The sequence below is a fragment of the Mycolicibacterium iranicum genome (genome assembly GCF_002101705.1).
GTDB classification, from domain to species: Bacteria; Actinomycetota; Actinomycetes; order Mycobacteriales; family Mycobacteriaceae; genus Mycobacterium; species Mycobacterium iranicum.
In genome coordinates this window covers 265,271-290,761 of the sequence record NZ_LQPC01000028.1, presented here as the reverse complement: position 1 = coordinate 290,761, position 25,491 = coordinate 265,271, and the positions used below count along the sequence as shown (strand labels likewise).

Genomic DNA, 25,491 nt, shown 5'->3' with positions numbered 1-25,491 from the left:
GGGACATGGACCGACCGTCCCGGACAGGTCGAGTGCAATTCCGGACATAGGCGCGCATGGGAATCCTGCCCCGGCCACGCTGTGGCAGTGAGCAGCCCCGTCCGCAGGCCACCGCACATCGCGGTTCTGGTGTTCGAGGGCGTCCGCGGGCTGGACGTCGCCGGTCCGCTCGAAGTGTTCGACGTCGCCGGTGGTCTGGGCTCCGCCTACTCTGTCGCGTTCTACTCCACCACCGAGGCCACGGCGGTCCGGTGCGCGTCGGGTCTAACGCTTCACACGGCGCCCGTATCAGCTCTCGCCTCCGAAGTCATCGACATACTGTTCGTCCCCGGCAGCGAACGCGTGGTCGCCGACGGTGCGCCGTGGCATCTCGTTCGCACGGTCCGGTCCCACGCCGCGCGGGCACGCCGGGTGGCCTCGATAGGCACCGGTTCATTCGCTCTCGCCGCGGCCGGGGTGCTCGACGGTCGGCGCGCGACGACGCATTGGCGTCACCTGGACTCGTTCGCCGTGCGCCATCCGTCGGTGATCGTCGACCGCGAATCGGTGTACATCTGCGACGGCAACGTGTGGACCTCGGCGGGTGCGGCTGCCGGAATCGACCTGGCTCTCGCCCTGGTCTGTGAGGACCACGGGGCCGCCGTCGCACAGGATATTTCCAAGGAGCTGGTGGTGCTCGGCAGAAGGCTGGAAGGCCATCCGCAGATTTCGGTGGCAGCGCGGACACCGCGCCCCAAGCATCCCGAGATCGACAGACTTCTGGAGACGGTCAACGTCGATCCCGCCGGGCACTACGAACTCGACTCCGTGGCAGCACAACTCGGAATCAGCCCGCGACACCTGGCGCGGTTGTTCAAGGCGCAGACAGGTATGACGTTGCGCCAGTATGTTCACGAGGTACGGATGGAGAACGCGGTGGCGCTGATCCTGGCCGGGGAGTCATTCCGCGCTGCGGCCCGCCGCAGCGGACTGCACTACGGGGCCAGCGTCCGGACTCATCTCGATGCTCGGCGCACGCGGCTATTGGCTGATTCCCGTAGTGCGAAAGCGGTTTCGATACATGCCGGGTGAGATCCCGAGATTGCGTCGGAACGTCCTCCGCAGAGTGTCGGAGGTTCCTAAACCGGTGCGGCGCGCCACCGCATCCTGACTCTGATCGCCGGTGGCGAGCAGCACCTTGGCAGCTTCGAGGCGGGCCTGCTCGACGAATCGCGCCGGCGTCATACCGACCTGCTCACGAAACACACGCACCAGGTGACGCTCGCTGACGGCCGCACGCTCGGCCATCGCAGCAAGGGAGTGATCAGCACCGGGGTCGGCAATGACGGAATCGACGATCTCGCGAAGACCGCCGGTGACCGGCAACGCCGATTCAGCCCACACGCTGAACTGCGCTTGCCCGCCCGGCCGCTGGAGAAACACGACCATCCACCGCGCCACCCGTCTGGCCACGGCGGGCCCGAAGTCGCTTTCGACCATCGCGAGCGCCAGGTCGATCCCCGCGGTGATACCCGCACCGGTGATGAACGGACCGTCCTGCACGAACAGCGAGTCGGGGTCGACCTCGACATTCGGATAGCAGCGCGCCAGGGTTTGGCAGTGCGCCCAATGGGTGGTCGCACGCCGGCTGTCGAGCAGACCCAGAGCCGCGAGCACAAAAGACCCGGTGCACACGGAGGCGATTCTGCGGGCCCGCGGCGCGAGCTTGCGCACCATGCCTATCGCATCCGGGACCGAATCCGGGGTCGGTTCCTCGGGGATGTCGTGCACCCCCGGGGTGAACATGAACTCGGCGGGAACACCCCCGGGGACCACCAACGTGTCGAACGCGTCCGGAACCTCGTTGACCGAGACGTCGACATCGAGCGTGGCGAAGGCGGTGGTGCCGACCGCACGACCTGTCGGCGATGCCAACAACACCGTGTAACGCGCACCGAAGTCGTTGGCGCGGGCGAAGATTTCCAGGGGCGCCGCGACATCCTGCAGGGTCACCTTGTCATAGAGGGCGAAGACGACCGTCTTCGACGCCGGGAGATGTCTCGATTCGTCGGCCACGTGTCTTGATCTGCCCTTCCGGTGCCCTCCGATATCCCCCGCGACGTGGGTCAATGTATCCGAGATCTGTTACCAGCGCGTTGCATTGGTCACGACGTCGAGGGGAAGGCACGCCGCGCCGCGACGACGACCACGAGGCCGGCGGCCACCAATCCCACCGCAACCCACGGCAGCACGCCGACGTCGGCAACGGTGAGTACGCCCGCGCCGATAGCGGCGCCGCCCGCGATGCCGAGGTTGGCCGTGGCGTTGACCCAGGCGCCTGACAGTTCCGGAGATGCCGCCTGGGACCGCACGGCGCAGGCCTGGTAGATCGACGGCACACCGCCGAACGCCCCGTTCCACACCCCGGCGGCGAGCACGACCCATCCCAGCGTCGGATAGGTGCACGCGAGGATCACGAGACCGCCGATGACGGTGAGCAGGACGGTCGTCGCGGTGGCTCTCGGATTACGATCGAGTGTCTTTGCGGTGCAATACAACCCGGCGAAGCCGCACGCACCGCAAAGGAGCAGCAGGGGCCCGACCAGCGCGGGCTCGAGGCCGGACGACAGGAGCAGCAGGCTGATGTACGTGTACAGGGTGAACTGCCCCAGATAGGTCAGTACATTCGCGACGGCCACCGCCGCCAGTTCGCCACCGCGTCCGTCGCCGGTTCCCTCGGGATGGTCCCCGGACACGTCGGGCAGCACCACCGCTACGAGTGCCAGCACCGCCACCGCCGCGACCGCCAGCACCGCGAACGAGGCCCGCCATCCCACAGCCGTGCCCAGTGATGTCGAAAGTGGCACGCCCAGAACGAATCCCGCCGATGCGCCGCCTGTTGCGAGAGCCAGCGCCCGTCCCACGTAGGCGCCGGACACCAGCCGCGGCACGTACCCGATGCACAACGAGAAGAACAGCGCGTGCGTGATTCCGCCGATCATCCGTCCCGCGGCGACCACGGCGAAGACAGGGGCGGCGGCGACCATCGCGTTCGACAACGCGTAGCCGGCGAGGGTCAGCAGCAGCAACGGCTTACGCGGGAACCGGCTCGTGATCAGGGTGAGCGGGACCGCCAACGTGGCGACCATGACCGCGTAGAGGGTGACGAGCAGGCCCGTCACCGAGGCTTCTACCCCGAAGCCCTCCCCGATGCCGGTGAGCAGACCGACGGGCAGGACTTCGGTGGTGACGGCCAGACACGACGCCACCGCCAGCGACAGCAGGGCGGGCCGGGTGGCGCGCAGATCCGAGGTCACTGCCGCGAATATACTCAGTGCACGAGTTTAATCAACTGGAATATTGGTGCCCATGCCGCAAGAGCTCGGATCCGCCTCGCAGCTGCGCTGGTACGGCGCTGCGAAGCTGATCGCACTCGCACGCTCCGAGCCCGGCATCACCCGCGCGGCGGCCGCCGAGCGACTCGCCATGAGCAGCGGCGGCGCCGCAGATCTGGTCGCCAGGTTGCGTCGTGCAAATCTGCTCGACGAAGCGCCCGCACCGGCCAGCGGCCGGGGCAGACCGACCACAGTTCTGCGTCCCCACCCTGACGGCCCGGTGGTGCTGGCCGTCGACCTGCGGCAAGGAGACTGGCGGTTGGCGCGGGCGAGCCTCGACGGCATTCCGCAGGTGATCGCCCAGGGGCGGCACGGCCGGGCGGGCCCCGCGCGAGTGCTCGACCACATCGCCTCGGCGGTCGCCGAGGAGTACCGCAGACTGTCCGGGCGCGCCCGCGCCGTTTCCGTCTCGGTGGCGGGCACTGTGAGAGATTCGCGGCTGGTGCAGTTCACCACGCGCGGCTGGCGCGACGTCGACCTGAGGGCTCTGACGGCTCGACTGCCCGCCCGCGCGAACCTGCCACTGGTCCTGGGCAACGACGCGACCCTTGCGGGTCTCGCCGAGGCGCGGACCGGCGCAGCCCGCAACGCTGGTACGGCGCTGCACCTGATCGTGCTTGTCGGTCTCGGAGGGACGCTCGTCGTCAACGGTGAGCCGGTGGCCGGATTTCGCGGTGCGGCAGGCGAATACGGACACATTCCCTTCGGCGATCCCGAGCTGGAATGCCCCTGCGGGGCACGGGGTTGCTGGGACCTGACCGTCGACGGCCGGGCGCTGGCCCGTCACCTCGGCGTCCCGGCGCCCGCTGACCCGATCGCGTTCGCACACAGGGTTCTTCGTGAACGGCCGCCCGGCAGCGGGACGGCGCTCGATGCGGTGGCGACCTCGCTCGGGCGTGGCATCGCGGGCCTCGTCAACGTGCACGACCCCGCGATCGTGACGCTGGGCGGGCTGGCCCCGCAGCTCCGAGACGCGGCGCCCCGGGCATTCGACACCGCATACCGGGACGGGCTCATGGGGTTTCGCAAGTCAGCCGCTCCGAAGGTGCGCGACGGAATGCTCGGCGAGGACGCATCGCTGCACGGCGCCGCAGCGCTGGCGCTCGACCGCATCACATCGGAGGCGGCACTGGCCGACTGGGCCCGGCGGAACTGAGTCGTGGCCGCGCAGCGGCGGGTTTCGGCACAGCCGGGTCGGGTAACGACGTAGGCATGACCACTCCAGAGCCGAGCAACGAGACCGACGAAGTGTTGACCACCCCGGCCACCCCCGGCGCCGAAGCTCTTCCCACCGACGGCGAGGACGGAGAGTCGGCGACGTCCTAGCTTGTGACGTCCTGGCACGTCGCGTTGCTGATATGAAAGACCTGTGGCACCGACAGCGTTTCGCTATCCGCCTGCACACCCACGGCGGATGCGACTGCTGTACCCGTCGGATGCTGTCGCGCAGGCCTTCGTCGACGGACTCGACGAGGGCGATCCCGTCGCCGAGCGATTCGTCGCCGAGACCTATCACGGTGAGCTCGGCGCCAGAAAGGCCCGCGAGCTCGTCGAGCGAGCGCAACGCACCGGCATCGATAACGAGCCCGACGCTCCCGAATCGATGCGCGCTCTGTTCGCCGAGTTCGAGCAGATCCCCGACTGGGTGGAACCAGATCTCGTGGAGGAGGGCGCAGCGGTGTGGCGGCGCTGGGCCTACGCGCTCGGCGCCCTCGGCAACGCTGGAACCAACGACACCTACACCGAGGGCTGGCTTGCGGTGCCGCTGTCGCTGTCCGGCGGATATGCGGGTCAGCGTGCGCTGCACCGGTATCTCGAGACATCGCGGTGGTGGATCGAGGTCTGCCGACCCGGCGCGATACTGACCCCAGGATCGTTGGGCCGCAACGTCTCTCTGCACGTGCGGATCATGCACGTCAGCGTCCGCGCTCGGGTCAGGGCGCATCCCGAATGGGACGCCGAACGTTGGGGGCTCCCGATCAGCCAGTCCGCGATGCTGTTGACGCTTCTCGGTGGCAGCGTGGCACCGGCGATGGGGTTGTTCCTCCTCGGACATGTCACCTCCCCGAGGGAGATACGGGCGGTCCTGCACTTCAACCGATACTGCGGCCACCTCGTCGGCGTCCGGTGTGACGGGTACTTTCCGGAGACCATTACCGATGCGTGGCGAATTCTGCTGATGGCCAATGCCGCCCGCAGCTACGACAGCGGCAGCAGCGGCGCCGAACTCGTCGAATCCTTCGTCCCGGCGTTCGCACCGGCCCCAGGTCTGCGCGGCATCACCCGCCTGCGCGCCGAATATCACTACCGGGTCCAAGCCGGCTATCTCGGCCTGTACATGCTGCCGTGGAACCGTCGCAGATACCGGCTACCGTCAGCTGTCCCGGGAATCGTGCTGCTGCTCTTGCGTTCTCCGCTCATCGTCGGGTTGGAGATCCTGCGACGTCTCTCCCCGCGCATCGACAGACGCTGGCAGGCCGGCAACGTCAGGCGCTGGGAGAGCTGGCTGGAGTGGCAGTCGGCGGGCAAGGCGGCGGCCTTCGAGGCGGCCGCCCCGCTGCGGCGCTGAGCGACGGATTAAGGAATCCCCCGCGGGGTACAAACGCGCCGTGACGATGGCGACTCCGAAACCCGTGGCCGAAGACCTGCGCCGACTGGCCGCAGCGCACGGCGTGGCCACCTCCTACCGCAACGAACGGCGTGAGCCGGTCGAGGTGGACGCCGATGTGGTCATCCGCGTGCTGGGGCTGATGGAGGTCGACGCGGGCAGCGTGTGCAGTCGCCGCGCGGCATTGGCACGACTCGACGAACGCGAACGGGCGGGTGTGCTACCGCCGACGATCTCGATGCGCGTGGGCGGGCCACCGCGCGCGGTACCCGGTGCCGTGTCGCTGGTCGCAGAGGACGGTTCGGAGACAGCGGTCGACGGGGCACTTCCCGGCGACCTGTCGCCGGGCTGGTACCGGTTGCACACGCGCGACGGCCAACAGGCCACCGTCGTCGCCGCCCCGCGAAAGGTCCCCGCCGCGCCGCCGACGTGGGGGTGGATGCTGCAGCTCTACGCACTTCGCTCGGCCCGCTCCTGGGGTATCGGTGACCTCGGGGACCTCCGAGAGTTCGTCGAATGGACCGCGACGACACACGGCGCGGGAGCCGTCCTGCTCAACCCACTCCACGCCCCCGGACCGACGCATCCGGTGCAGCCGTCGCCCTACACACCGTCGAGTCGCCGGTTCGCCAATCCCCTGGCCCTGCGCATCGAGGACACCGCTGCTTATCGCCGGGCCGATGCGGATGTGCGTGCCGAGGTGGACGCCTTGCGTGTCTCCGCGGCGACCCCCCGGATCGACCACGATCTCGTCTGGGTTGCCAAACGCGGTGCTCTAGAACTGCTTTGGCGTAGTGAGAGCCGCCCCAACCCGATCGACGAATCGTCGGCGTCGGCGGGGCTGCGGGACTGGGCCACCTACTGCGCGCTGGCCGAGCGACACGGCGGGCGGTGGAGCCGCTGGCCCGAGGCGCTGCGGGACGTCAACGGATCGGCCGTGGCGGCGGCACGCCGGGAGCTGGCGTCGCGGGTGGCCTTTCATGCCTGGGTGCAGCAGTGCTGCTCCGACCAGCTCACGAGCGTAAGGGGCGCCGCGCGAGACGCCGGCATGGGCTTAGGCGTCCTGCACGACCTCGCCGTGGGCGTCGACGCAGACGGCGCCGATGCGTGGGCCCTGGCCGACGTGCTCGCCGCGGGCGTGAGCGTCGGGGCGCCACCGGACAACTTCACTCCCCGCGGCCAGGACTGGGGGCTGCCACCCTGGCGGCCCGACAGGCTTGCCGCGACCGGCTACGCCGCACTGCGTGACATGCTGCGTGCCGTCCTCGCGCACGCCGACGGGCTGCGGATCGATCACGTCGCGGGGCTATGGCGGCTCTGGTGGATTCCGCCGGGCGACGGCCCCGACCGCGGCACGTACGTGCACTACGACGCGGAGACGATGCTCGCGGTGCTCGCGCTGGAGGCGCACCGGGCTCACGCGACCGTCGTCGGCGAGGACCTGGGCACCGTCGAACCGGAGGTCACCGAGGCCCTTGCGGACGACGGCATGCTGGGCTGCGCGGTGTCCTGGTTCACCCGCGACCAGTCCGTCGAGGGCGAGCCGCTGCTGGCTCCCGCGAACTGGCCTGCCCGCGCAGCCGCCAGCCTGTCCACGCACGACTTGCCGACCGCAGCCGGCTTTTTTCGCGGTGAGCATGTCCGGGTGCGTGCCGATCTCGGCCTCCTCGACGATGTCGATGCCGAGCAGGCCAACGCCGACAGGGAGCGGGCCGAATGGCTGGCCCTGCTGCGGTCGGAAGGGTTTCTGGACGCCGAGTCGGAGCCGGACGAATCGGCGATCGTCCTTGCGATGCACCGGTTCCTGGCGGCGACCGCTAGCCGGTTGAAGCTGATTTCGCCCTATGACGTCATCGCCGAACCGAGGCAGCCGAATCTTCCCGGGACGGTGGACGAGTACCCGAACTGGCGCCTGCCGCTGCCCCTGACCTTGGAGGAACTGCGCGCTGACCCGCGGGTCGCGGCGATCACCTCCGTCTTCCGCGATTGAGGCCGGGGGCCGCATTCTTGGGGTCGGTAGCCGCCCGCACCGACACCTGACCTACAGCGGTGGCTCGCGGCGCGGCGCCGCGTGGCCGTGGACGCCTTCGGCATACGCGGTTTCCGCGTGCTGTGAGAAGTCGACGCCGGAGGTCTCGTCCTCGGGACTGATCCGGAAACCGATGACGCGGTCGATCAGCTTGGCCAGGACGAAGGACACGGCGAACGCGTATCCGGCGACGACCACCACCGCCAGAGCCTGCTTACCGAGCTGCCCCAGACCGCCGCCGTAGAGCAGCCCTTCCGGTCCGCCGGTCATCACGTCCGTGGCGAGCAGACCGATCAACAGCGTGCCGACCACGCCGCCGACGAAGTGCACGCCGACCACGTCGAGAGAATCGTCATATCCGAAGCGGAACTTCAGACCGATCGCAAACGAACAGACGATGCCGGCGAGCAGGCCGACCACAGCGGCCCCGAGCGTGTCGACCGTCCCGCAGGATGGTGTGATCGCGACCAGGCCGGCGACGACACCCGAGGCCGCGCCGAACGTCGTGGGTTTGCCGTCCCGGACCTGTTCCACCGTCAGCCAGCCCAGCATGCCCAGGCAGCCTGCGACGAGGGTGTTCAGGAAGATCGCGGCGGCAGTTCCGTTGGCGGCCAGGGCTGATCCGGCGTTGAACCCGAACCAGCCGAACCAGAGCAAGCCGACACCGAGCAGGACGAAGGGAAGGTTGTGGGGACGCATCGCGTCCTTCTTGAAGCCGATACGCGGTCCCAGAACCAACGCCAACGCCAAAGCCGAAGCTCCGGAAACGATCTCGACGACGAGGCCACCGGCGTAGTCGAGCACCCCGAGCTCGAAGAGCCAGCCACTCGGTGCCCACACCCAGTGCGCCACCACCGCGTACACGGCGATAGCCCAGAGTGGCACGAAGACGGCCCATGCGACGAACTTGGCGCGATCGGCGATCGCACCGCTGATCAACGCGGCCGTGATGATGGCGAAGCTGAGCTGGAAAGTGGCGAACAACAATTCGGGCACCGGCCCGCGGGCTGTGTCGGGCGCGATGCCGCTCATACCGATGTGCGACAACCCGCCGATCAGCCCGCCCGCACCATCCCCGCCGAACGCCAGGCTGTAGCCGACCAGCAGCCAGGACACCGTCACCAGCGGGATCGCGATGAAGCTCATCATGATCATGTTCAGCACGCCGGTGGTGCGCACCATGCCGCCGTAGAAGATCGCGAGCCCCGGTGTCATCAGGAGAACAAGGGCGGTGCTGGTCAGAAGCCACGCGGTCGCGGCGGGATCGATCTCACTCAATGTCCGGCTCCTTCGACGGTCCCGGACGAGGATGGCGGGCCTGCGTTTCGGCTACGCGGCGATTGTGTTTCCGGAATGTTTCACAGGTTCGAACGGTGCCGGGCCAGGAACTCGGCCATCGAGAACGGCGAACGCCCGGTGAGGCGCGTGACAGTGTCGGTCACCCGGTCTTCGGATCCCCTGCTGATCTCGTCGTCCATCGCGGCGAGTATCGCCGCGAATTCCTTGGGCACCCCGGTGGCGGCGATCTGAGCGGCGCGTTCTGCCGCCGTGACCGCGACGTGGCGGATCTGCCTGCCGGTGAGTTCGCTTACCAGCGCGCACACGTCGGCGTAGCTCAGCGCTTCTGGTCCGGTGATGACGAGCGAGCAGTTCGGGGCGTCGTCCTGCAGCAGGCAGTGCGTAGCCACCGCGGCGATGTCCTCCGCGTCGACGAAGCCGATCCGACCGTCACCGGTCGCCGTCGTGAGCAACCCGTTTCGCAGGCCGTGCGCGACGGGGTGATCGCCGACAAGGTTCTGCATGAACCAGGAGGGCTGCAAGATGGCCCACTCCGGCACGAGCTCGGTCACCAGGCGGTGCAGCGCCCCGAGCCCGGCAGCAGCGGGTTCGATCGCGGATGCACTGAGGAGGACGACTCGGCGCAAACCCTGGCTGAGCCCGATCTCCAAGAACGGTTGCACAATTGGCGCAGGCTCGGCTTCGCCGATCGGTGCGACCAGATACATGCGCTCGACATTCCGAAAGGCAGGTGCGTAGGTCTTCGGATCGTTCCAATCGAACCTGATGCCGGCGGGACCTGGCCTGCGGCTCGCTTCGCGCACCTCGACCGCTGCGGCTTTCAGCAGACGGCTCACCGCGGAGCCGGTGTTGCCCGTCGCGCCGGTGACCAACACCGGTGCTCTCATCTCGTCTCACCCAGGACCTCGGCGGCGGCCAGCGGACTCCAGTAATCCCGGTAGTTCTCGATGCCGTCCGCGCCGACGGTGATGACCGCGATGTAGCGCATCCGGTAGGGCTTCTGCGCAGCCACGGCAACGCCGTCCACCTCGAACTCGACGATGACGGTCGACGGATCGCCGGTCTGATGCCGTGTCTGGGACGCGATGGCCCGCACGTCGAGCATTTCGGTGTAGCCGGACAAGTAGTCGGCGACGGCCGATCGGCCGTCGAGGCGCGCCGGCTGCCCTGCCGCGGCGAACGGAAACTCCATGGTGCCGCCCGGCGCCCAGAGCGCAGCGAACCCCTCCATGTCGTGAGCGACCAACAGTTCGAGCGCACGGTCGATGACAGCGTCGGTGTGCTCGCGTCGGGCCTGGTCGGTCGAAGGTGGCATCGGCGATCCTCCAGTCAGTGTGGACGGGACGGTTCCGTCCCGTCCACCGTAACGCATCAACGGACGGTACTGTTCCGTCCAGCCGGTAATCTGACGCGGTGCCCGACATTCGCCGCGAACCGACCGGAGCTGCGGTCTTCAAGCCGGAAGTGACCGACGCGATCACCACCGCCGCCGTCGACATGCTGGTCGAGGCCGGCTACGCGAAACTGTCGATGGAGAGCGTCGCCCGGCGCGCCGGAGTCGGAAAGAGCGCGCTCTACCGGCGCTGGCCGTCGAAGGTAGACCTCGTCACCGCCGTGCTCGCCCAGTTCAGCGTCCCGTCCACACCGGCACCCGACACCGGGAGCCTGCGCGGCGACATCCGCGCCCTTCTCGAAGCCGTTGCGGACTGGTTGACCGATCCGCGGATGCGCGTGATCCTGCCCAGCCTTCTGGCCGAGTACGACCGCAACCCCGCACTCGCCGAGGCGAGCGCCGCACACATCGCCGAACCGCGCCGACGGTGGGCGCGTTCGACCCTCGATCGCGCCGTGGCGCGGGGGGATATGACCGAAGACCAGGCCGACCTCCTGCTCGACCTGCTCGCCGCACCCACCTACTGGCGCATCGCACACGGCAGGCCCGTCGACGCCGCGTACCTCGATCTACTCGCCGACATGCTCACCCGCGCGGTGGGGACAGCCGCTAACCGATGATCGCGACGGCCCTGGTCCATCCCGCCGAGGCAGCGTCGACCTTCACCGGGAAGCAGGACACCTCGAAGCCGGTCGAGGGCAACTGTTCGAGGTTGTGCAGCTTCTCGATGTGGCAGTACCCGATGTCGCGGCCGGCCTTGTGTCCCTCCCAGATGACGGAAGGATCGTGGTCCTCGGCGTATCGGCGTGCCGTGTAGGAGAACGGCGCATCCCAGCTCCAGGCGTCGGTGCCCGTGAGCCGCACGCCCTGCTCGAGCATGTGCAGCGTCGCGTCGCGTCCGATGCCGCAACCCCGCTGCACGTAGTCGTCATGGCCATACCGTGTGCCGGCGCTCGTGTTGACCACGACGATCTCCAGCGGGGACAGCGTATGGCCGATGCGCTGCAGCTCGGCATCGATGTCGTCGGGGGTGACGACGTAGCCGTCGTCGAAGTGACGGAAGTCGAGTTTGACGCCGGGCTGAAGGCACCATTCGAGCGGGACCTCGTCAATGGTGATCGCGCGTTCGCCGTGGTTCATCGTCGAGGCGAAGTGATACGGCGCGTCGAGATGGGTGCCGCTGTGCGTCGTCATCGACACGCGTTCGATAGCCCAGCCCTCGCCGTCAGGCAGGTCGTCCCGCGTGGCACCCGGAAAGAAGGCCAACACGTCGTCGACGGTGTCGCGGTGGGTGAGGTACTCGATCTCGGGACGGTAGCCGGGCGGATCGGAAGCGATGCCGCTGCGCAGCGGCACGGAGATGTCGATCAGGGTGCGCATGGTGGCCAGAATGTCATGCACGCGTCATGCCGGTCCGGTTTCACCGAACCGCGCGTAGGGCAAGAATTCCGCCATGCCTCGACATGCGGTCATCTCAGGTGCCGGAATCGCCGGCCCGGCACTGGCGCATCAGCTCACGGCGCGCGGCTGGAGCACCACCGTCCTCGAGCGATTTCCTCAGCGCCGCGATGAGGGCCAGAACGTCGACGTCCGTGGCGCGGCCCGCGAGGTGGTCCGCCGTATGGGTCTCGACGGGGACATCCGCGCGGCCAACACCGGTGAGATCGGCACCCGTTTCGTCCGGGCCGACGGCTCCCCGGCGGCGTCATTTCCCGTCGGGGGTCACGGTGACAATGACGGGCCCACAGCAGAATTGGAGATCCTGCGCGGCGAGCTCTCGCGCATCCTCATCGAGAACACCCCCGGTACCGACTACCGCTTCGGCATACAGATCAGCGACGTCAACGACGACGGGGACCGCGTCCGGATCGCGCTGCAGGACGGGACATCGCTCGACGCCGACCTGCTGGTGATCGCCGAGGGCCTACACTCGCGGTCGCGCCGGTTCGTCACATCCGTCGACGTCACTGACCTCGGAATGTACTTCGCCTACGCCACCATCCCGCGCCTCGACAGCGACGACCGATGGTGGAACTGGCAGCATGTCACCGAATCTCGTGCCGTCCATCTGCGGCCCGACAACCTCGGTACCACGCGGGCCATCCTGACATTCATCTCCGACGTTCGCGGCTTCGAGGAACTCGACCGCGCCGGACAGCTGACCATCCTGCGCCGCACGTTCGCAGATGTCGGTGGCACCGCACCGCGTGTGCTTGCCGAACTGGAAAGCGGTGCGCCCATGTACTTCTCGGTTGCCGGGCAGGTGCACAGCCCGACATGGAGCAAAGGCAGGATCGCGCTATTGGGCGATTCCGCGTTCTGCAACGCAACATTTGGCGGTGCCGGAACCAGTCTGGCACTCATCGGCGCCTACATCCTGGCCGGCGAACTCGCCGCCGGCGGGGCGGTGACAGCTGCGCTGCACCGCTACGAACACGCGATGAAGCCGTTCACCGACTCCGCACCCACGGTGCGCGCCAAGGTGCTGCGGCTCGCCAATCCCCGTAGTAGCAACGGTATTCGGCTGCTGCACACGGTGGCAGCGCTGGCGGCCAGCCCGCTCGGCAGAGCCGTTTCCGCAGTTGCGGGTAACGGACTCAACACCATCGCCAGCCCAGCTCAGCAACTTCCCGATTACATGTAGACGCTCACACTGCCACAGCGTCGCCGCAGATTCCGCACACCTCGAGATTGCGCCGATTCCACCGCGCGACCGGAACGAAGAACAGTGAGAACTGTTTGAACTCCCGAACGCGGATCCACTGCGACGTGTTGTGGCAGCGCCCGCACAGCCTGACCTGACCGACCCCCGCGCGCTTCTGCTTGGTTCCGTAGCCGAAGAAGAGCAACACGCCGCAAGCCTACGCACGCTGTCAAAGTGCCTGCGCGGCAATTCGTTCAACGTGGTTTAGGTCGGCGCCCTGCGGGCATGCCCGACAGCGTGAACCGTGTTGTGCGATGGCTCGTGCCGCTGGGCGCCCTGCTCGCCGGAGTGATGCTCGGGCGATCTGGCCAGCGTCGGCAGCCTGGGCTCCCGTCCGACCCGCCCGAGCCGGACGCCAATTCGGACACCAGGCAGGCGCCCGATCCCGAGGATCCGGCCAAGCCCGACTCCCCGGCCGACCTCAGCAAACCCTCTGTGCTGTACGTGCTGCGCAAGACCGCGCGCGAGTTCAGCACCGATCAGTGCACCGATCTCGCCGCGGCTCTCACCTACTACGCCGTGCTGTCGCTCTTCCCGGCGCTGGTCGTCGTCGTCTCGCTTCTCGGCGTCTTCGGCCAGGGGCAGCGCACCACCGACGCGGTGCTGCAGATCGTCGAGGACCTTGGGCCGTCGTCGGCCGTCGACACCCTGCGCACCCCGATACAGCAGCTGGTCGAAGCCCCGTCCGCCGGGTTCGCGCTCGCCGCCGGTATCGCAGGCGCTCTGTGGTCGGCGTCCGGATACATCGGCGCGTTCGCGCGCGCCATGAACCGCATCTACGAAGTCGAAGAGGGCCGGCCGATGTGGAAGCTGCGCCCGCTGCAGCTGCTCCTCACATTCGTCGGTCTCGTCTCGGCGGCCCTCGTCGCTCTGATGCTCGCCGTCAGCGGGCCGATCGCTGACGCGGTCGGAGGCGTCATCGGCCTCGGCGAACAGGCCCAGCAGGTGTGGAGCATCGCACGCTGGCCGGTGGTACTCACCTTCGTCATCCTGGCGGTGGCGGTCCTCTACCACTCCGCGCCGAACGTGAGGCAGCCGAAGTTCCGCTGGATCAGCATCGGTGCAGGCGTGGCGATCCTGGTCTGGATCCTGGCGTCCGTCGGGTTCGGCTTCTACGTCGGCAACTTCGGCAGCTACAACAAGACCTACGGCGCGCTGGCAGGGGTGATCGTGTTCCTACTGTGGCTATGGCTCACGAACGTCGCATTGCTGTTCGGCGCCGAGCTGGACGCCGAACTGGAGCGCGGCAGACAATTGCAGGCGGGCATCGCCGCCGAACGCGACCTACAGCTGCCTCCCCGCGACAGCCGCGTGGCGGAGAAGAACCGGATCAAGGCCGAAAAAGACATCGCACGCGGGCGCGCTCTGCGCAGATCGCGCGGCCGCGACGACGGGTGACGGCCGCCCCGTCACCAACCGGCGTTACGGGCCAGATCGATGGCGTACTGGCTGACGAAGGTGCCCGCGCTCGGCGCACCGCGGCAGGAACCGTCGGACTCACCGGGGCGCTTGACCCACAGGAATGCGTCGACCTGCGGGTTACCCGTGTCGGTCGTGGGGCGCGCCCCGAGTGCCCGCCCGCTCGGATTGCACCAGTAGAGGTCATCGCCCTCGACCGGGCCTGCGCCGTTGCGGGAGGTGTCGATCACGAACGGTTTGCCGCCCGTCATCCCCGAGACTGCCGAGCCATAGCCGACCGATTCCTCGGTGGTGAAGAAGTTCGCGGTGTTGAGGCTGAAGCCGCGGGCCTTGGCCACGCCGACCTGATTGAGGCGGGCCGCCATGACATCGGCGGGAACCCAGCGGGCGTGCCCGCCGTCGACGTACACGGCGGTGCCGGGATTGCGCGTCAGCACGTCGACGGCGTAGCCGATCAGTTCGAAGCGCTCCTGCTGTTGGGCGGGCGACAAACAGTCCGCCATGGCCAGGGCGTCGGGTTCGAGGATGACCGCTGCGGGGCCGCCACCGATCGCGGCTGCGACACCGTCGATCCAGGACCGATAGGAATCGGCGGACCCGAACCCGCCCGCCGCGAAGCTGCCGCAGTCGCGGTTCGGGATTCCGTAGAGCGCGAGGATCGGCATGGTGCCTGCCGCCTGCGCAGTCTGGATGTACTTCGCGTCCACGGCGGGCGTGGAAAGGTGATCCATCCAGTAGGCCGTGGGCGTGTTCACGACGGCCGCCAGCAGCGGGTCGGGGTTGCCCGCAAGCGCGCGCATTCCCTTCGACTGCGGATTGACATAAAACGGGCGGCCGACGAGCGGGTTGGCGTCCGCGGCCAGGCGCACCGCAGGCGCGGGGCCGGGGTCAGCGGCGACACCGATGCCGGCGAAGACCGCGGCGACCGTCAGGACTGGAGCGAACCACCGGGCGACTGCTCCCGCAGCTGAGGAAAACACCTACCGGAACTTAGTGCGGCTGTGCACCGAATGCCAATGCGTCGTATTACCCGGATGCGGCGTTCGTCAGCCACGCGCCGATGCCGCCCGGATCGGCGACATGATCCGGTGTCACCGCGCGCAGTGCCGCCTCGACCGCGACGGGGGCCTCGCAGCTGGCCGGATCCTGAAGGACGACGCGGCCGCCCGCCGCCTTCACCGCGGCGCACCCGGCGGCGCCGTCTTCGTTCGCGCAGGACAGCAGGACGGCGATGGCCGACTCGCCGAAGTCCGCGGCGCTCATGAACGCGACGTCGATCGACGGTCGCGAATAGGCGACGGGTGCGTCCAGCGTCAGGTGGGCGCGCACCCCGGCCACGGTGACATACGGCGCGACCGAGGTATGCGGCTGCTCGGAGAGGCTGCGGCCGCGCCCGACGAGGAGGTGGTAGCCGGCGGGCGCCACGGTCACCGTCCCCGGTGTACATACCGACGGACTGTCGGCGGGCTCGCTGACCGGGAATCCCGTGTAGGTCTGGAGCACTTCGACCAGCGGCGAGGGGTCGGGGGGACGATGCAGCACCACACACACCGCGCTGTCGCGAATGTCGAACGTCTCCAGAATGCTGCGCATCGCCTTCAGGCCACCGGCGCTGCCCCCGATGACGATCAGGTCGGGGGGTGCCACGCTAGCGCTGACCCTTGACGTAGATGCCCAGCCGGCGGTCGACCGGGGTGAACCATGACTTGGCGTCGGTGGTGAGGCGCTCGCGAGGACCGATCACCAGATTGCCGAACGGGGAAAGACTTTCGCCGAACATCAGTTCCACCCTGTGCTGGAGTGTCTCCTCGAAGTAGATGAACACATTGCGGCACATGATCAGGTTGAACTCGCCGAAGGTGCTGTCGGTGGCCAGGTTGTGGGAGAAGAACTCGATCCGCGACCGAAGTTCGGGGCTGAGGATGCACCGATCGTATTTGGCGACGTAGTAGTCGGAGAAGGGCCGGTGGCCGCCGGTGGCCTGGTAGTTGCGGGTCGCCTGGATCATGCCGTCGGCGGGATAGATCGCCGATTTCGCCCGGCGCAGGGAATCGTTGTCGATGTCTGTCGCGTAGATGGTGGCGCGGTTGAGCAGACCTGCCTCGTCCAGGAGTATCGCGATCGAGTAGGCCTCCTCCCCCGTCGCGCAGCCCGCGATCCAGATCCGGATACGCGGGTATGTCGCCAGCCGGGGCAGCAGCTCCGCGCGAATCTTGGCGAACACCAGCGGATCACGGAACATCTCGGTGACGTTGACGGTCATCGTCGACAAGAAGTCGGCCAGCAGCTTCGGGTCCCGGAGCACGCGACCCTGCGCCTCGGAGATCGACGCGAAGCCGTGCCGGTTGACGAACGCCATCAGCCGCCGGTTCCGGGAGGCGTCACTGTAATGACGGAAGTCGTAGCCGAGATGCTCGAACACCGTGTAGAAAAACGCATCCGCCTCGATCAGAGCGAGGTCTGTTGATCGAGGCGCGTCAGATTGCTCGGCCACCATGCTCTCAGGTGCTCGCCGAATCACGTTGTGCACGAGGGCGACCGGTGAGCCACACCCGCAGCACCGACGTCAACTGATCCATGTCCACGGGTTTGGTGACGTAATCCGACGCTCCCGCATCGAGGCACTTCTGCCGATCACCCTTCATGGCCTTGGCGGTCAGCGCGACGATCGGCAGGTTACGCCAGCGCGGTTCGGCCCGGATCCGGCGCATCGCCTCGTAGCCGTCCATGACGGGCATCATGATGTCCATCAGGACCAGCCCCACCTCGGGGTGCTCGGCCAAGCTGTCGAGACCGGCCTGCCCGTTGCTGGCGGGCACCACGGTGATGCCGTATCGCTTCAGCGCACTACCGAGCGAGAACACGTTGCGGACGTCGTCGTCGACGAGCAGCACCGTGTTGCCTTCCAGAGATTCGTCCATACGTCTTGGGTTGGAAAGGATTTCGCGCGCTGAATCCGGCATCTCGGTGGCGACCCGGTGCAGGAACAGCGCGGTCTCGTCGAGCAGCCGCTCAGGGGATTTCGCGTTCTTCAACACGATCGCGGCCGCCAGCGCTTCCAGCCGCTCGGTCTCCTCAGCGGTGAGCTCCCGACCGGTGTGCACGATCACCGGCAGGCTCTTCTGCTTGAGCTGCTCCTTGATCTGCTCGATCAGGTCGATGCCGTCGATGTCGGGAAGCCCGAGATCCAGGACCAGACAGTCGTAGGACTTCGGGCCCGACAACTCCGCCAGGACCTGCTCACCGGTGGCGACGGCGGTGATCGCGATGTCGTCGCTCTCGATCATGTGCTTGACCACCTGACGCTGGCTGGCGTCGTCCTCGGCGACCAGCACGTGGCGCGGACCGGGCTTCAGGAAGTCGGCGGTCGAACTCAACATCGACCGCAGTTCGGAGATCCCGGCCGGCTTGTTGAGCGTCTGGATGGCGCCCATCCGGCGACCCCTGCCGTCGTCGTTGGCTCCGGACACCACGTTGACCGGGATGTGACGGGTCGCGAGATCGTGCTTGAGCACGTCGAGCACCACCCAGCCCGCCATGTCCGGGAGCCCGATGTCCAGCGTGATGGCGGCCGGTTGCCGTTCCTTGGCAAGCGCCAGGGCCATTCGTCCGCTTGCCGTGATGACCGACTCGAACCCGGCTTCACCGGCGAGCTCGGCCAGCATCCCGGCAAAGGTGGGATCGTCCTCCACGATCAGCAGCACCGGCTTGGATCCCTGCGGCCATCCGACCGCCGAGATGTCGACGTCATCGAGCCGTGCCGCGGGCTCGTCCTCGGCCGCCGGGGCCGATACCACCTGCGGCGCAGGCTGACTCGCCGGCTGCGACGGCGCGGGTGCGGTTTTCGGGGCGGCCCCGACGGGCAGGTAGCAGGTGAACGTCGAACCCTGCCCCATCGCACTGCGCAGCGCGATGTCGCCCCCGAGGTGCCGTGCGAGCTCACGGCTGATGGCCAGCCCGAGGCCCGTCCCGCCGTACTGCCGGGCCGACCCGCGGCCCGCCTGCTGGAAGGACTCGAAGATGAGGTTGTGGTCCTTTTCGTCGATACCGATCCCGGTGTCGGCGACGGCCATCGCCAGATATCCCTGGCCCGTATTGCCCTGCGTATCAGCCGCTCCCGAGAACGTGACGGTGACCGAACCTTTGTCCGTGAACTTGATGGCATTGGCGACCAGATTCTTGGCGATCTGCTTTACCCGCGTGTAGTCGCTGGTGAAGGTGCGCGCCGCCGAGTCCTTCACCTCGACCAGGAACTCCACTCCCTTGTTGAGGGCAATGGGCCGGAACGTGCGCTCGAGGAAGGTCACCAGCTCGGCGACGCTGATCTCTTCCATCTCGGTGTACAGCGACCCGGATTCGACCTTGGCCAGATCGAGGACCTCGTCGATGAGGTTGAGCAGATCCTTGCCCGATTGCTGAATCGTCTCCGCGAATTCCAGCTGCTTGGCGTCGAGTTCCTCCGATTCGGTCAGCAGCCCGGCGAGGATGAGGATGCTGTTGAGCGGCGTTCGCAGCTCGTGTGACATGTTCGCGAGGAAGTCCGACTTGTACCGCGAGGACACCGCCAGTTCCTCGGCCTTGACCTCCAGGGAGCTGCTGATGCGTTGCAGCTCGTCGTTCTTCTGTTCCAACGCGCGCGACTGTGCCTCGAGGCGTTCCGAGCTGGCCTTGAGCTCCTCCCGCTGGGCGCGGAGTTCCTCGGTGGTCTCCTCCAGTTCGGCGTTCTGCGCGGACAGCATGTCCTCGCGTTGCGTGAGTTGCTCGTTGGCAGCACGCAACTCCTCTTCCTGGGTTTGCAGCTCCTCGGTTTGGGCTTGCGAAACCCGCAGCAGCTCGCGGGTTTTCTCGGCCGACTCGATCGCGCTGAGCGCCACCCCGGCGCCCAGCGCGATAGCTTCCAGAAGTTCGATGTCGTCATCGGTGAACAGCTGCAGGCTCCCGAGCTCCAGCACGCCGAGCACCTCGGACTCGAACTTGATCGGCACCAGGATCAACGACACCGGGCCGGTCTTGCCCAGCCCCGACACGATCTCGACGTAATCGCTTGGGGCACCGGTCACCTCGATCCGGTTACCCTCCAAGGCGCACTGACCGACCAGGCCGTCCCCCAGCCCGTACGAAGTGGGCAGATCCTTGCGGCGGTGGAACGCATACGAGGCCGTCAGTGCGTACCGTCCCGCGTCGTCGTCGAGTTGCTTCAGATACAGCGCACCCTGCCTGGCGCCGACGGCCTCGGCCGTGCGCGACACGATGATCCCGCAGGCCGCCGTCAGGTCGTCGACGCCCTGAACCTCGGTCATCAGCGAGGCCTGGGTTTCCTTGGAGCGGCGCGCCTTCTCGTTCACCCTTGCTGCCGCGCTGACAGTGCGGACGATGTTGCGGCTGGTGAACCACAGCAAGATGCCGAGCACCGCCACGATGGCGCTGGCGAGGACCCAGAGGCTGTTCTTGGTGAACTGGATCGCGCTCGCCGCCCGCGCATTGGCCTCGTCGACGGCCCTGACGGTCTCCTGCTCGATTTGTCCCAGCAGGTTTTCCAGCTGCACCGCCTGCGCGTCCGATTCCCGCTCGGACGACGAGAGGTCCCTGGTCACCTGGAGGTTCTGTATCTCGCTGCGGTAGGCCGACTGGAAGCTCGACCACGTGGTCAATGCCTGTTGATACAGCAGACGCCGATTGGCGTCGGCGTCTTCCTCGGCCTGCGTGCGCAGTTCGGTCTCCATTGTGGCTTCCAGACCGTCCAGCTCAGCGGAGATGTCGGAACGGCGGGCCGCGTCGTCGGCGAACAGCAACTCGCCGTAGGTGGCGAGGAACGTCTGCAGGTCCCGGCCGACGTCCATCGCGGTAGCCTGCGCACTTCGCGCCTGGGCACGTTCCTCGTAGAGCGCGGAGATCCGGTTGATCTGGACCGTATAGAGCGTGTTCGCCAGGATGACCGCCAGCAGCGCCGCACCGCAAAGGATCGCCAGTCGGGTGGTGAGCTTCATGTCCGCCTAATTTCGGTTGGCACCCTGGTCGGCCCCGACGGCCGTCCGGCTGTCGACATAGGCGGCCAGCTCGGTCGTCTCGATCGGATGGGAATACAGGAACCCTTGCTGCAGATCACAACCCGCGCCCTTGAGCCAATCGGCCTGCTCGTGCACCTCGACGCCTTCGGCGATCAGATCGGCCTGCATGTTCGCGGCCACGGAGATCTGGCTGCGGACGAGGCGCTGGACCCGCTCGTCCTCGTGCACCCGCGCGACGAAGGAGCGGTCGATCTTCAGCCAATCCACCGGTACGTGCATCAGGTTGGCCATGCTGGCATGTTCGACACCGAAATCGTCTATCGCCAAACTGAATCCGCGGTCGCGCACCGCGCGCAGGGCCTTGTGCGCGGGAGCGGGATCCCCGATGAACGCTCGCTCGGTGAGCTCGAGGCAGACGCTGTGAGGGGCAATCTTGGTGTGCTGTTGGGCGAGGGTCAGGTGCTCGAGGAAGCTGGTGTCGAGCACCTGATCGCGAGAGACGTTGACGTGCAACTTCAGATCGGGCCTGCCGAGAGCGACGAAGTCCTCGAAGCTGCGGGTCAGGATCCACCGTCCCAGCGCTCCTGCCTGCCCGGAATCCTCGGCCAGAGCGATGATTTCCGCCGCGGGGATCTCCCGGCCGGAGGGCCGCCAGCGGATCAGGGCTTCGAGGCCGAACAACGCTCCCGTCGCCGAGTTCACGATCGGTTGGTACACCATGCGGAAGTCCGAGCGTTCGAGCGCGGCGATGATCTCGGCGCGCAGGTGCACCCGTCCCTCTTGCCGCGACCCGATCAGGTCCGTATACGGGACGCAGACGGCGAGTCGGTTCTTCTTGGCCTCGAACATCGCCATGTCGGCCTGCGTCAGCAGTTCCTCGGGGCTGTGAGCGGTGACGCCGAGACATGCGATGCCCATGCTGATCGACGGATACAGCGTCGCGTTCCGACACGAGACCGGCCGTGACTGAACCTGGTCCAGAATCCTGTTTCCCGCCGCGACAGCCGCATCCATCGACGCCACGTCTTCGAAGACGACGATGAACTCGTCGCCGCCGACCCGGCACACCAAAGTGTCGTCGTCGACCGCGGACCGCAGGCGGGTGGCTACCTCCAGGAGTAGTTCGTCGCCGGTGTCGTGACCGTAGGTGTCGTTGACGACCTTGAAGTGGTTGACGTCCATGTACAGCAGCGCGACAAGTTTCGATGCCGAGGTTCGATGGTGGGCCAGAAGGGCGAGACGCTCGTTGAGCTGTCGTCGATTGGCGAGGTCGGTGAGCGGGTCGTGGCTGGCGAGGTGCCTGATCTCGGTCTGCGCGTGTTTGATCTCCGTCAGGTCGTGGACCACGACGGCGACGTGCAGGTCGCCGGCGTCTCCGATCGGCGAGAGCGTGACCATCACCTCGACGGGATGACCTTCACGACCCGCAAGCGTCATCTCCAGCGAGACTTCCTGACGCGTCGCCGTCGTGGCGTCCAGCTGCTCGCTCAGACGGTCTCTGTCCTGGGCCATCGCCAGATCCACGATCGACGTGCCCATCAGGTTGTCGCGATCCATGCCGAAGAGCGCGGTCGCAGCTTGGTTGCAGCTACGGATGGCCCCCGACATGTCGACCGCAAGGATCGCGTCGCCGGTGGCCTGCATGACCGCGGCGTACTCCGCCTGCACCCGGTACAGAGAGGCATTCGAGATCGCCAACGCAGCGCCCACCGATGCGCCACGGAACAGAGCTGCCTCCGCCTCGGTGAACGCCGGCCCGCCCGCCCGACCGACGCAGACCACGCCCACGAGCTGGTCCCTGGCCGTCAACTCTTCGATCATGACCGAGCCGTTCGACGTCTCGCTCTGCAAACCGGCCAGCGGCTCGGACATTAGAGCGCGCAACAGCTCCGAGGCCTCCCCCGATTCCGCGTGCGAAAACGACTCGTGGAAGCCGTGATCGACGGTGGGCACCCGCAGCACACATTCGGCATCGAACATCTGGCTGAGCTCAGTGACGATCGTTCGCTCCAACGACGGCAGGTCGATGCTGGCAGCCGAGAAGATGTTGCCCAACTTCTCCCGTCGCCGCGTGAACGCCAACTCTTCGCGCTGCCGGATCTCCGCGGCGCGAGCGGCCATCAGCTGCTCCTCGTGGAGCTTCGCTGCCGCCGCGCGCAGCCGGGCAAACGACCGATCGAGCTCGAGAAGAGCCTTGACCTTGGCGAAGAACACCTGCCGCGACACCGGCTTCATCAGGAAATCCACGGCACCGAGGTCATAGCCGCGACCCAGGTCGCCGGCCTCGGCCTGCCCCGTGAGGAAGATGATCGGAGTGGACGCCAACTCTTCGACATCGCGGATGAGCTGCGCCGTCTCGAAGCCGTCCATGCCCGGCATGTTGATGTCGAGAACGATCACCGCGACCTTGCGTTGCAGCAGGGCGGTGAGCGCCTCCTCACCGGATCCCGCCTGGGCGATATCGCAATCCAGCGGTGTCAGCACAGTGCACAGCAGGTCGCGCAATCGTGCGTCGTCGTCGACGACCAGAACCGACTGCCGGTCGTCGGTGGCGCTGCCCTCCCCTAGCGCATCTTCCGTCAGCACTAGACCCCTCAACCCCTCCCAGCCGCTAAGGGCGGTCGACCGCGTACGTCAGCATAGTTAAGGTGATCCGGTTTCGTCAGCAAACTGGCCGAGGTGAGGAGGTAGATGCGCGTGGTTGCAGGCCGCAGCGTCACATCCGAGAACCTGGGAGCGTGGGTGATCAAGTGCAACCCGAACAAGACGCCGCTCGATCCGATGGTCTCGGCAGGCGAGGCGAAAGGGTCGTGGTGTGGTGCCGACAACTATCGGTCCCAGCTGATGCAGCCCGGACAGCATGTCCTGCCTTGGGTTTCGACTCACAAGTGCCGGGGATTCTGGGGCGCGGGAACCCTCACCGGCGCCGTGATATCCGACGCCGGAGGGCGCCATGTGCCCGTGGACATTCCGCTGTTTGCTGAACCCCTGACGGCGACCGCGCTGTCAACTGTCCCGGGGCTGGGGACGATGGAGGTTTTCCGGTCGCCGCAACAGGCCAATCCGTCCTGGGTCAGTGCGGCCGAGTGGCGGGTACTCAAGCGACTGATGGACGACCATTGGAATAGGGCACCGGCCCGATGACGTTGGAGGCAACCATGAGCGAGCAGGCAGAACTGAGTCCCACCGAGTGGGTCCGCGAGCAGACCCAGAAGATCCTCGAGCAGGGTACGACCGACGGCGTCGAGGTCATGGACCGGCCGATCGTCCTTTTCACCACGACCGGCGCGCAATCCGGCAAGAAGCGCTACGTCCCGCTGATGCGGGTCGAGGAGAACGGGCGCTATGCGATGGTCGCGTCCAAGGGCGGCGACCCGAAGCACCCCAGCTGGTATCACAACGTCAAGGCGAACCCGTCGGTGTCGGTCCAGGATGGGGACAAGGTTCTTGAGGGCACTGCACGCGAGCTCGAGGGCGACGAGCGGGCCCACTGGTGGGAACTGGCCGTCGCGGCGTACCCGCCGTACGCCGAGTACCAGACCAAGACAGATCGACAGATCCCCGTCTTCGTCGTCGAGTAGTTTTCAGCGCTGCGGTGTCGGCCCGTTAGTGTGCTGACTCATGACCGCACCAGCAGACGCGTCACCGATCGAAGAGCGGGTCGGCCACTACTACCAGATGGACGGCACCTACCTCGTCGGCCGCGAGAAGGTCCGCGAGTACGCACGTGCGGTGCAGGACTACCACCCCGCGCACTGGGATCTGGCCGCCGCGGCGGAGCTGGGCTACTCGGACGTGGTCGCGCCGCTCACGTTCACCTCGGCGCCGGGTATGCAGTGCAACCGGCGCATGTTCGAAGAGATCGTGGTCGGTTACGACACGTATCTGCAGACCGAGGAGGTCTTCGAGCAACACCGCCCGATCGTCGCCGGCGATGAGCTGCTGATCGACGTCGAGCTGACGTCGGTGCGCCGCACCGCGGGCAGGGACTTCATCACGGTCACGAACACCTTCACCGACACCGCCGGTGAGCGCGTGCACACGCTGCACACCACCGTCGTCGGCGTGACCGCAGACGACATCGATGCCGGTGTCAAGATCGCCGTGCAGAAGGCGATGATGCACGACATGAACATCTTGGACATCGGTGGCTCCGATGACCACTACGAGAAGACGGTGCGACCGGAGGGCGAGATCCGGATTTCCGAAGGCGGCTCGACACGCACCCCCGGCACGCCCTCGTTCGACGACGTGAAGGTCGGCGACGAGCTGCCGGTGCATCACACCAGGCTCTCCCGCGGCGACCTGGTGAACTACGCCGGCGTGGCCGGCGACGCGAACCCGATCCACTGGGATGAGGACATCGCCAAGCTGGCCGGGCTGCCGGATGTGATTGCCCACGGAATGCTGACCATGGGGCTGGGAGCCGGGTTCGCGTCGGCATGGTCGGGTGACCCGGGCGCTGTCACCCGGTACACGATCAGGCTGTCGCAGCCGGCGATCGTGTCGGCCAAGGAAGGCGCCGACATCGAGTACAGCGGCAAGATCAAGTCGCTGGACCCCGAGACCCGTTCGGGTGTCGTCCTGGTCGGAGCCAAGTCGGGCGGCAAGAAGATCTTCGGCCTGGCGACGCTGAACATCCGCTTCCGCTAGTCGA

22 protein-coding genes are annotated in these 25,491 nt (G+C 67.2%); 10 read left to right on the top strand and 12 right to left on the bottom strand.

All coding sequences use genetic code 11. The features are described from left to right. Positions 1–87: 87 nt before the first annotated feature. Positions 88–1,071 carry a GlxA family transcriptional regulator gene (locus AWC12_RS12150; protein WP_085174529.1) on the top strand — a complete coding sequence of 328 codons (984 nt, stop codon included), beginning with the start codon at positions 88–90 and terminating at the stop codon, positions 1,069–1,071. Here AWC12_RS12150 and AWC12_RS12145 read toward each other — a convergent pair. Continuing rightward, positions 1,021–2,055: a GlxA family transcriptional regulator gene (locus AWC12_RS12145; protein ID WP_085174527.1), complete on the bottom strand. Its 1,035-nt coding sequence runs from the start codon at positions 2,053–2,055 to the stop codon at positions 1,021–1,023. The genes AWC12_RS12150 and AWC12_RS12145 overlap by 51 nt on opposite strands. Positions 2,056–2,144: 89 nt before the next feature. Then, positions 2,145–3,296, bottom strand: coding sequence for an MFS transporter (locus AWC12_RS12140; RefSeq protein ID WP_234813984.1), 1,152 nt, complete (start codon positions 3,294–3,296; stop codon positions 2,145–2,147). A gap of 52 nt (positions 3,297–3,348) precedes the next feature. Here AWC12_RS12140 and AWC12_RS12135 point away from each other — a divergent pair, with 52 nt between their 5' ends. The 3 genes from AWC12_RS12135 to malQ all read left to right on the top strand — a co-directional run bounded on the left by AWC12_RS12135 (position 3,349) and on the right by malQ (position 7,972). Then, entirely contained in the window at positions 3,349–4,530 is a 1,182-nt protein-coding gene (locus AWC12_RS12135) for an ROK family transcriptional regulator (RefSeq protein ID WP_085174523.1), read from the top strand. A 258-nt stretch (positions 4,531–4,788) separates the two neighbouring features. Continuing rightward, entirely contained in the window at positions 4,789–5,943 is a 1,155-nt protein-coding gene (locus AWC12_RS12130; RefSeq protein WP_085174521.1) for an oxygenase MpaB family protein, read from the top strand. 46 nt (positions 5,944–5,989) lie between these two features. Then, positions 5,990–7,972, top strand: coding sequence for a 4-alpha-glucanotransferase (malQ, locus tag AWC12_RS12125; RefSeq protein WP_085174634.1), 1,983 nt, complete (start codon positions 5,990–5,992; stop codon positions 7,970–7,972). Positions 7,973–8,023: 51 nt separating this feature from the next. On the opposite strand, the gene AWC12_RS12120 is transcribed toward malQ, so the two are convergent. The 3 genes from AWC12_RS12120 to AWC12_RS12110 all read right to left on the bottom strand — a co-directional run bounded on the left by AWC12_RS12120 (position 8,024) and on the right by AWC12_RS12110 (position 10,625). Continuing rightward, on the bottom strand, positions 8,024–9,289 hold the full coding sequence (locus AWC12_RS12120) for an ammonium transporter (RefSeq protein ID WP_024446424.1): 1,266 nt from the start codon (positions 9,287–9,289) through the stop codon (positions 8,024–8,026). Positions 9,290–9,369: 80 nt separating this feature from the next. Continuing rightward, on the bottom strand, positions 9,370–10,197 hold the full coding sequence (locus AWC12_RS12115; RefSeq protein ID WP_024446425.1) for a Rossmann-fold NAD(P)-binding domain-containing protein: 828 nt from the start codon (positions 10,195–10,197) through the stop codon (positions 9,370–9,372). Next, positions 10,194–10,625: a nuclear transport factor 2 family protein gene (locus AWC12_RS12110; RefSeq protein WP_024446426.1), complete on the bottom strand. Its 432-nt coding sequence runs from the start codon at positions 10,623–10,625 to the stop codon at positions 10,194–10,196. Before AWC12_RS12110 ends, AWC12_RS12115 begins: the two co-directional genes overlap by 4 nt. 98 nt (positions 10,626–10,723) lie before the next feature. On the opposite strand from AWC12_RS12110, the gene AWC12_RS12105 reads away from it, so the two are divergent. Continuing rightward, positions 10,724–11,323: a TetR/AcrR family transcriptional regulator gene (locus tag AWC12_RS12105; RefSeq protein ID WP_234813983.1), complete on the top strand. Its 600-nt coding sequence runs from the start codon at positions 10,724–10,726 to the stop codon at positions 11,321–11,323. Here the strand turns inward: AWC12_RS12105 and AWC12_RS12100 are convergent. Beyond that, the gene (locus AWC12_RS12100; protein WP_085174631.1) at positions 11,313–12,083 is read right to left on the bottom strand and encodes a cyclase family protein; all 771 of its coding nucleotides are present in this window, start codon (positions 12,081–12,083) and stop codon (positions 11,313–11,315) included. The two genes, AWC12_RS12105 and AWC12_RS12100, sit on opposite strands and share 11 nt — an antisense overlap. 73 nt (positions 12,084–12,156) lie before the next feature. On the opposite strand from AWC12_RS12100, the gene AWC12_RS12095 reads away from it, so the two are divergent. Continuing rightward, positions 12,157–13,347 (top strand): FAD-dependent monooxygenase, encoded by a 1,191-nt coding sequence (locus AWC12_RS12095; RefSeq protein ID WP_085174519.1) that lies wholly within the window; start codon positions 12,157–12,159, stop codon positions 13,345–13,347. Positions 13,348–13,351: 4 nt separating this feature from the next. Here AWC12_RS12095 and AWC12_RS12090 read toward each other — a convergent pair whose 3' ends face one another. After that, positions 13,352–13,555 (bottom strand): zinc-ribbon domain-containing protein, encoded by a 204-nt coding sequence (locus AWC12_RS12090; protein WP_085174517.1) that lies wholly within the window; start codon positions 13,553–13,555, stop codon positions 13,352–13,354. 77 nt (positions 13,556–13,632) lie between these two features. On the opposite strand from AWC12_RS12090, the gene AWC12_RS12085 reads away from it, so the two are divergent. Further along, positions 13,633–14,805, top strand: a complete 1,173-nt coding sequence (locus AWC12_RS12085; RefSeq protein WP_234813982.1) for a YihY/virulence factor BrkB family protein — start codon at positions 13,633–13,635, stop codon at positions 14,803–14,805. Positions 14,806–14,816: 11 nt separating this feature from the next. Here AWC12_RS12085 and AWC12_RS12080 read toward each other — a convergent pair whose 3' ends face one another. From AWC12_RS12080 to AWC12_RS12060, 5 genes are read right to left on the bottom strand one after another with little or no spacing between them, the layout of a single operon-like run. Beyond that, entirely contained in the window at positions 14,817–15,806 is a 990-nt protein-coding gene (locus tag AWC12_RS12080) for a glycoside hydrolase family 6 protein (RefSeq protein WP_024446432.1), read from the bottom strand. A gap of 46 nt (positions 15,807–15,852) precedes the next feature. Further along, positions 15,853–16,473 (bottom strand): chemotaxis protein CheB, encoded by a 621-nt coding sequence (locus tag AWC12_RS12075; protein ID WP_085174515.1) that lies wholly within the window; start codon positions 16,471–16,473, stop codon positions 15,853–15,855. Position 16,474: 1 nt separating this feature from the next. After that, positions 16,475–17,323, bottom strand: a complete 849-nt coding sequence (locus AWC12_RS12070) for a CheR family methyltransferase (protein WP_085174513.1) — start codon at positions 17,321–17,323, stop codon at positions 16,475–16,477. 4 nt (positions 17,324–17,327) lie between these two features. Next, the gene (locus tag AWC12_RS12065; RefSeq protein ID WP_085174511.1) at positions 17,328–20,813 is read right to left on the bottom strand and encodes a response regulator; all 3,486 of its coding nucleotides are present in this window, start codon (positions 20,811–20,813) and stop codon (positions 17,328–17,330) included. Positions 20,814–20,819: 6 nt separating this feature from the next. Then, positions 20,820–23,420, bottom strand: a complete 2,601-nt coding sequence (locus tag AWC12_RS12060) for a two-component system response regulator (RefSeq protein ID WP_234813981.1) — start codon at positions 23,418–23,420, stop codon at positions 20,820–20,822. 105 nt (positions 23,421–23,525) lie between these two features. On the opposite strand from AWC12_RS12060, the gene AWC12_RS12055 reads away from it, so the two are divergent. Genes AWC12_RS12055 through AWC12_RS12045 form a run of 3 tightly spaced genes read left to right on the top strand, consistent with a single transcriptional unit; the run spans position 23,526 to position 25,487 of the window. Beyond that, the gene (locus AWC12_RS12055; RefSeq protein WP_085174507.1) at positions 23,526–23,978 is read left to right on the top strand and encodes a hypothetical protein; all 453 of its coding nucleotides are present in this window, start codon (positions 23,526–23,528) and stop codon (positions 23,976–23,978) included. A gap of 14 nt (positions 23,979–23,992) precedes the next feature. Next, complete coding sequence (locus AWC12_RS12050; protein WP_024446438.1) at positions 23,993–24,415, top strand: nitroreductase family deazaflavin-dependent oxidoreductase; 423 nt, start codon at positions 23,993–23,995, stop codon at positions 24,413–24,415. A gap of 40 nt (positions 24,416–24,455) precedes the next feature. After that, positions 24,456–25,487 (top strand): fused (3R)-hydroxyacyl-ACP dehydratase subunits HadA/HadB, encoded by a 1,032-nt coding sequence (locus tag AWC12_RS12045; protein ID WP_085174505.1) that lies wholly within the window; start codon positions 24,456–24,458, stop codon positions 25,485–25,487. Positions 25,488–25,491: the final 4 nt, after the last annotated feature.

Excerpts from the sequence above, each read along its gene's own strand:
- AWC12_RS12135 (WP_085174523.1), top strand. The coding sequence starts at position 3,349 with ATGCCGCAAGAGCTCGGATCCGCCTCGCAGCTGCGCTGGTACGGCGCT.
- AWC12_RS12070 (WP_085174513.1), bottom strand. The coding sequence starts at position 17,323 with ATGGTGGCCGAGCAATCTGACGCGCCTCGATCAACAGACCTCGCTCTG.
- AWC12_RS12065 (WP_085174511.1), bottom strand. The coding sequence starts at position 20,813 with ATGAAGCTCACCACCCGACTGGCGATCCTTTGCGGTGCGGCGCTGCTG.
- AWC12_RS12100 (WP_085174631.1), bottom strand. The coding sequence starts at position 12,083 with ATGCGCACCCTGATCGACATCTCCGTGCCGCTGCGCAGCGGCATCGCT.
- AWC12_RS12085 (WP_234813982.1), top strand. The coding sequence starts at position 13,633 with ATGCCCGACAGCGTGAACCGTGTTGTGCGATGGCTCGTGCCGCTGGGC.
- malQ (WP_085174634.1), top strand. The coding sequence starts at position 5,990 with ATGGCGACTCCGAAACCCGTGGCCGAAGACCTGCGCCGACTGGCCGCA.
- AWC12_RS12110 (WP_024446426.1), bottom strand. The coding sequence starts at position 10,625 with ATGCCACCTTCGACCGACCAGGCCCGACGCGAGCACACCGACGCTGTC.
- AWC12_RS12050 (WP_024446438.1), top strand. The coding sequence starts at position 23,993 with ATGAGCGAGCAGGCAGAACTGAGTCCCACCGAGTGGGTCCGCGAGCAG.
- AWC12_RS12095 (WP_085174519.1), top strand. The coding sequence starts at position 12,157 with ATGCCTCGACATGCGGTCATCTCAGGTGCCGGAATCGCCGGCCCGGCA.
- AWC12_RS12055 (WP_085174507.1), top strand. The coding sequence starts at position 23,526 with ATGCGCGTGGTTGCAGGCCGCAGCGTCACATCCGAGAACCTGGGAGCG.
- AWC12_RS12115 (WP_024446425.1), bottom strand. The coding sequence starts at position 10,197 with ATGAGAGCACCGGTGTTGGTCACCGGCGCGACGGGCAACACCGGCTCC.
- AWC12_RS12045 (WP_085174505.1), top strand. The coding sequence starts at position 24,456 with ATGACCGCACCAGCAGACGCGTCACCGATCGAAGAGCGGGTCGGCCAC.
- AWC12_RS12130 (WP_085174521.1), top strand. The coding sequence starts at position 4,789 with ATGCGACTGCTGTACCCGTCGGATGCTGTCGCGCAGGCCTTCGTCGAC.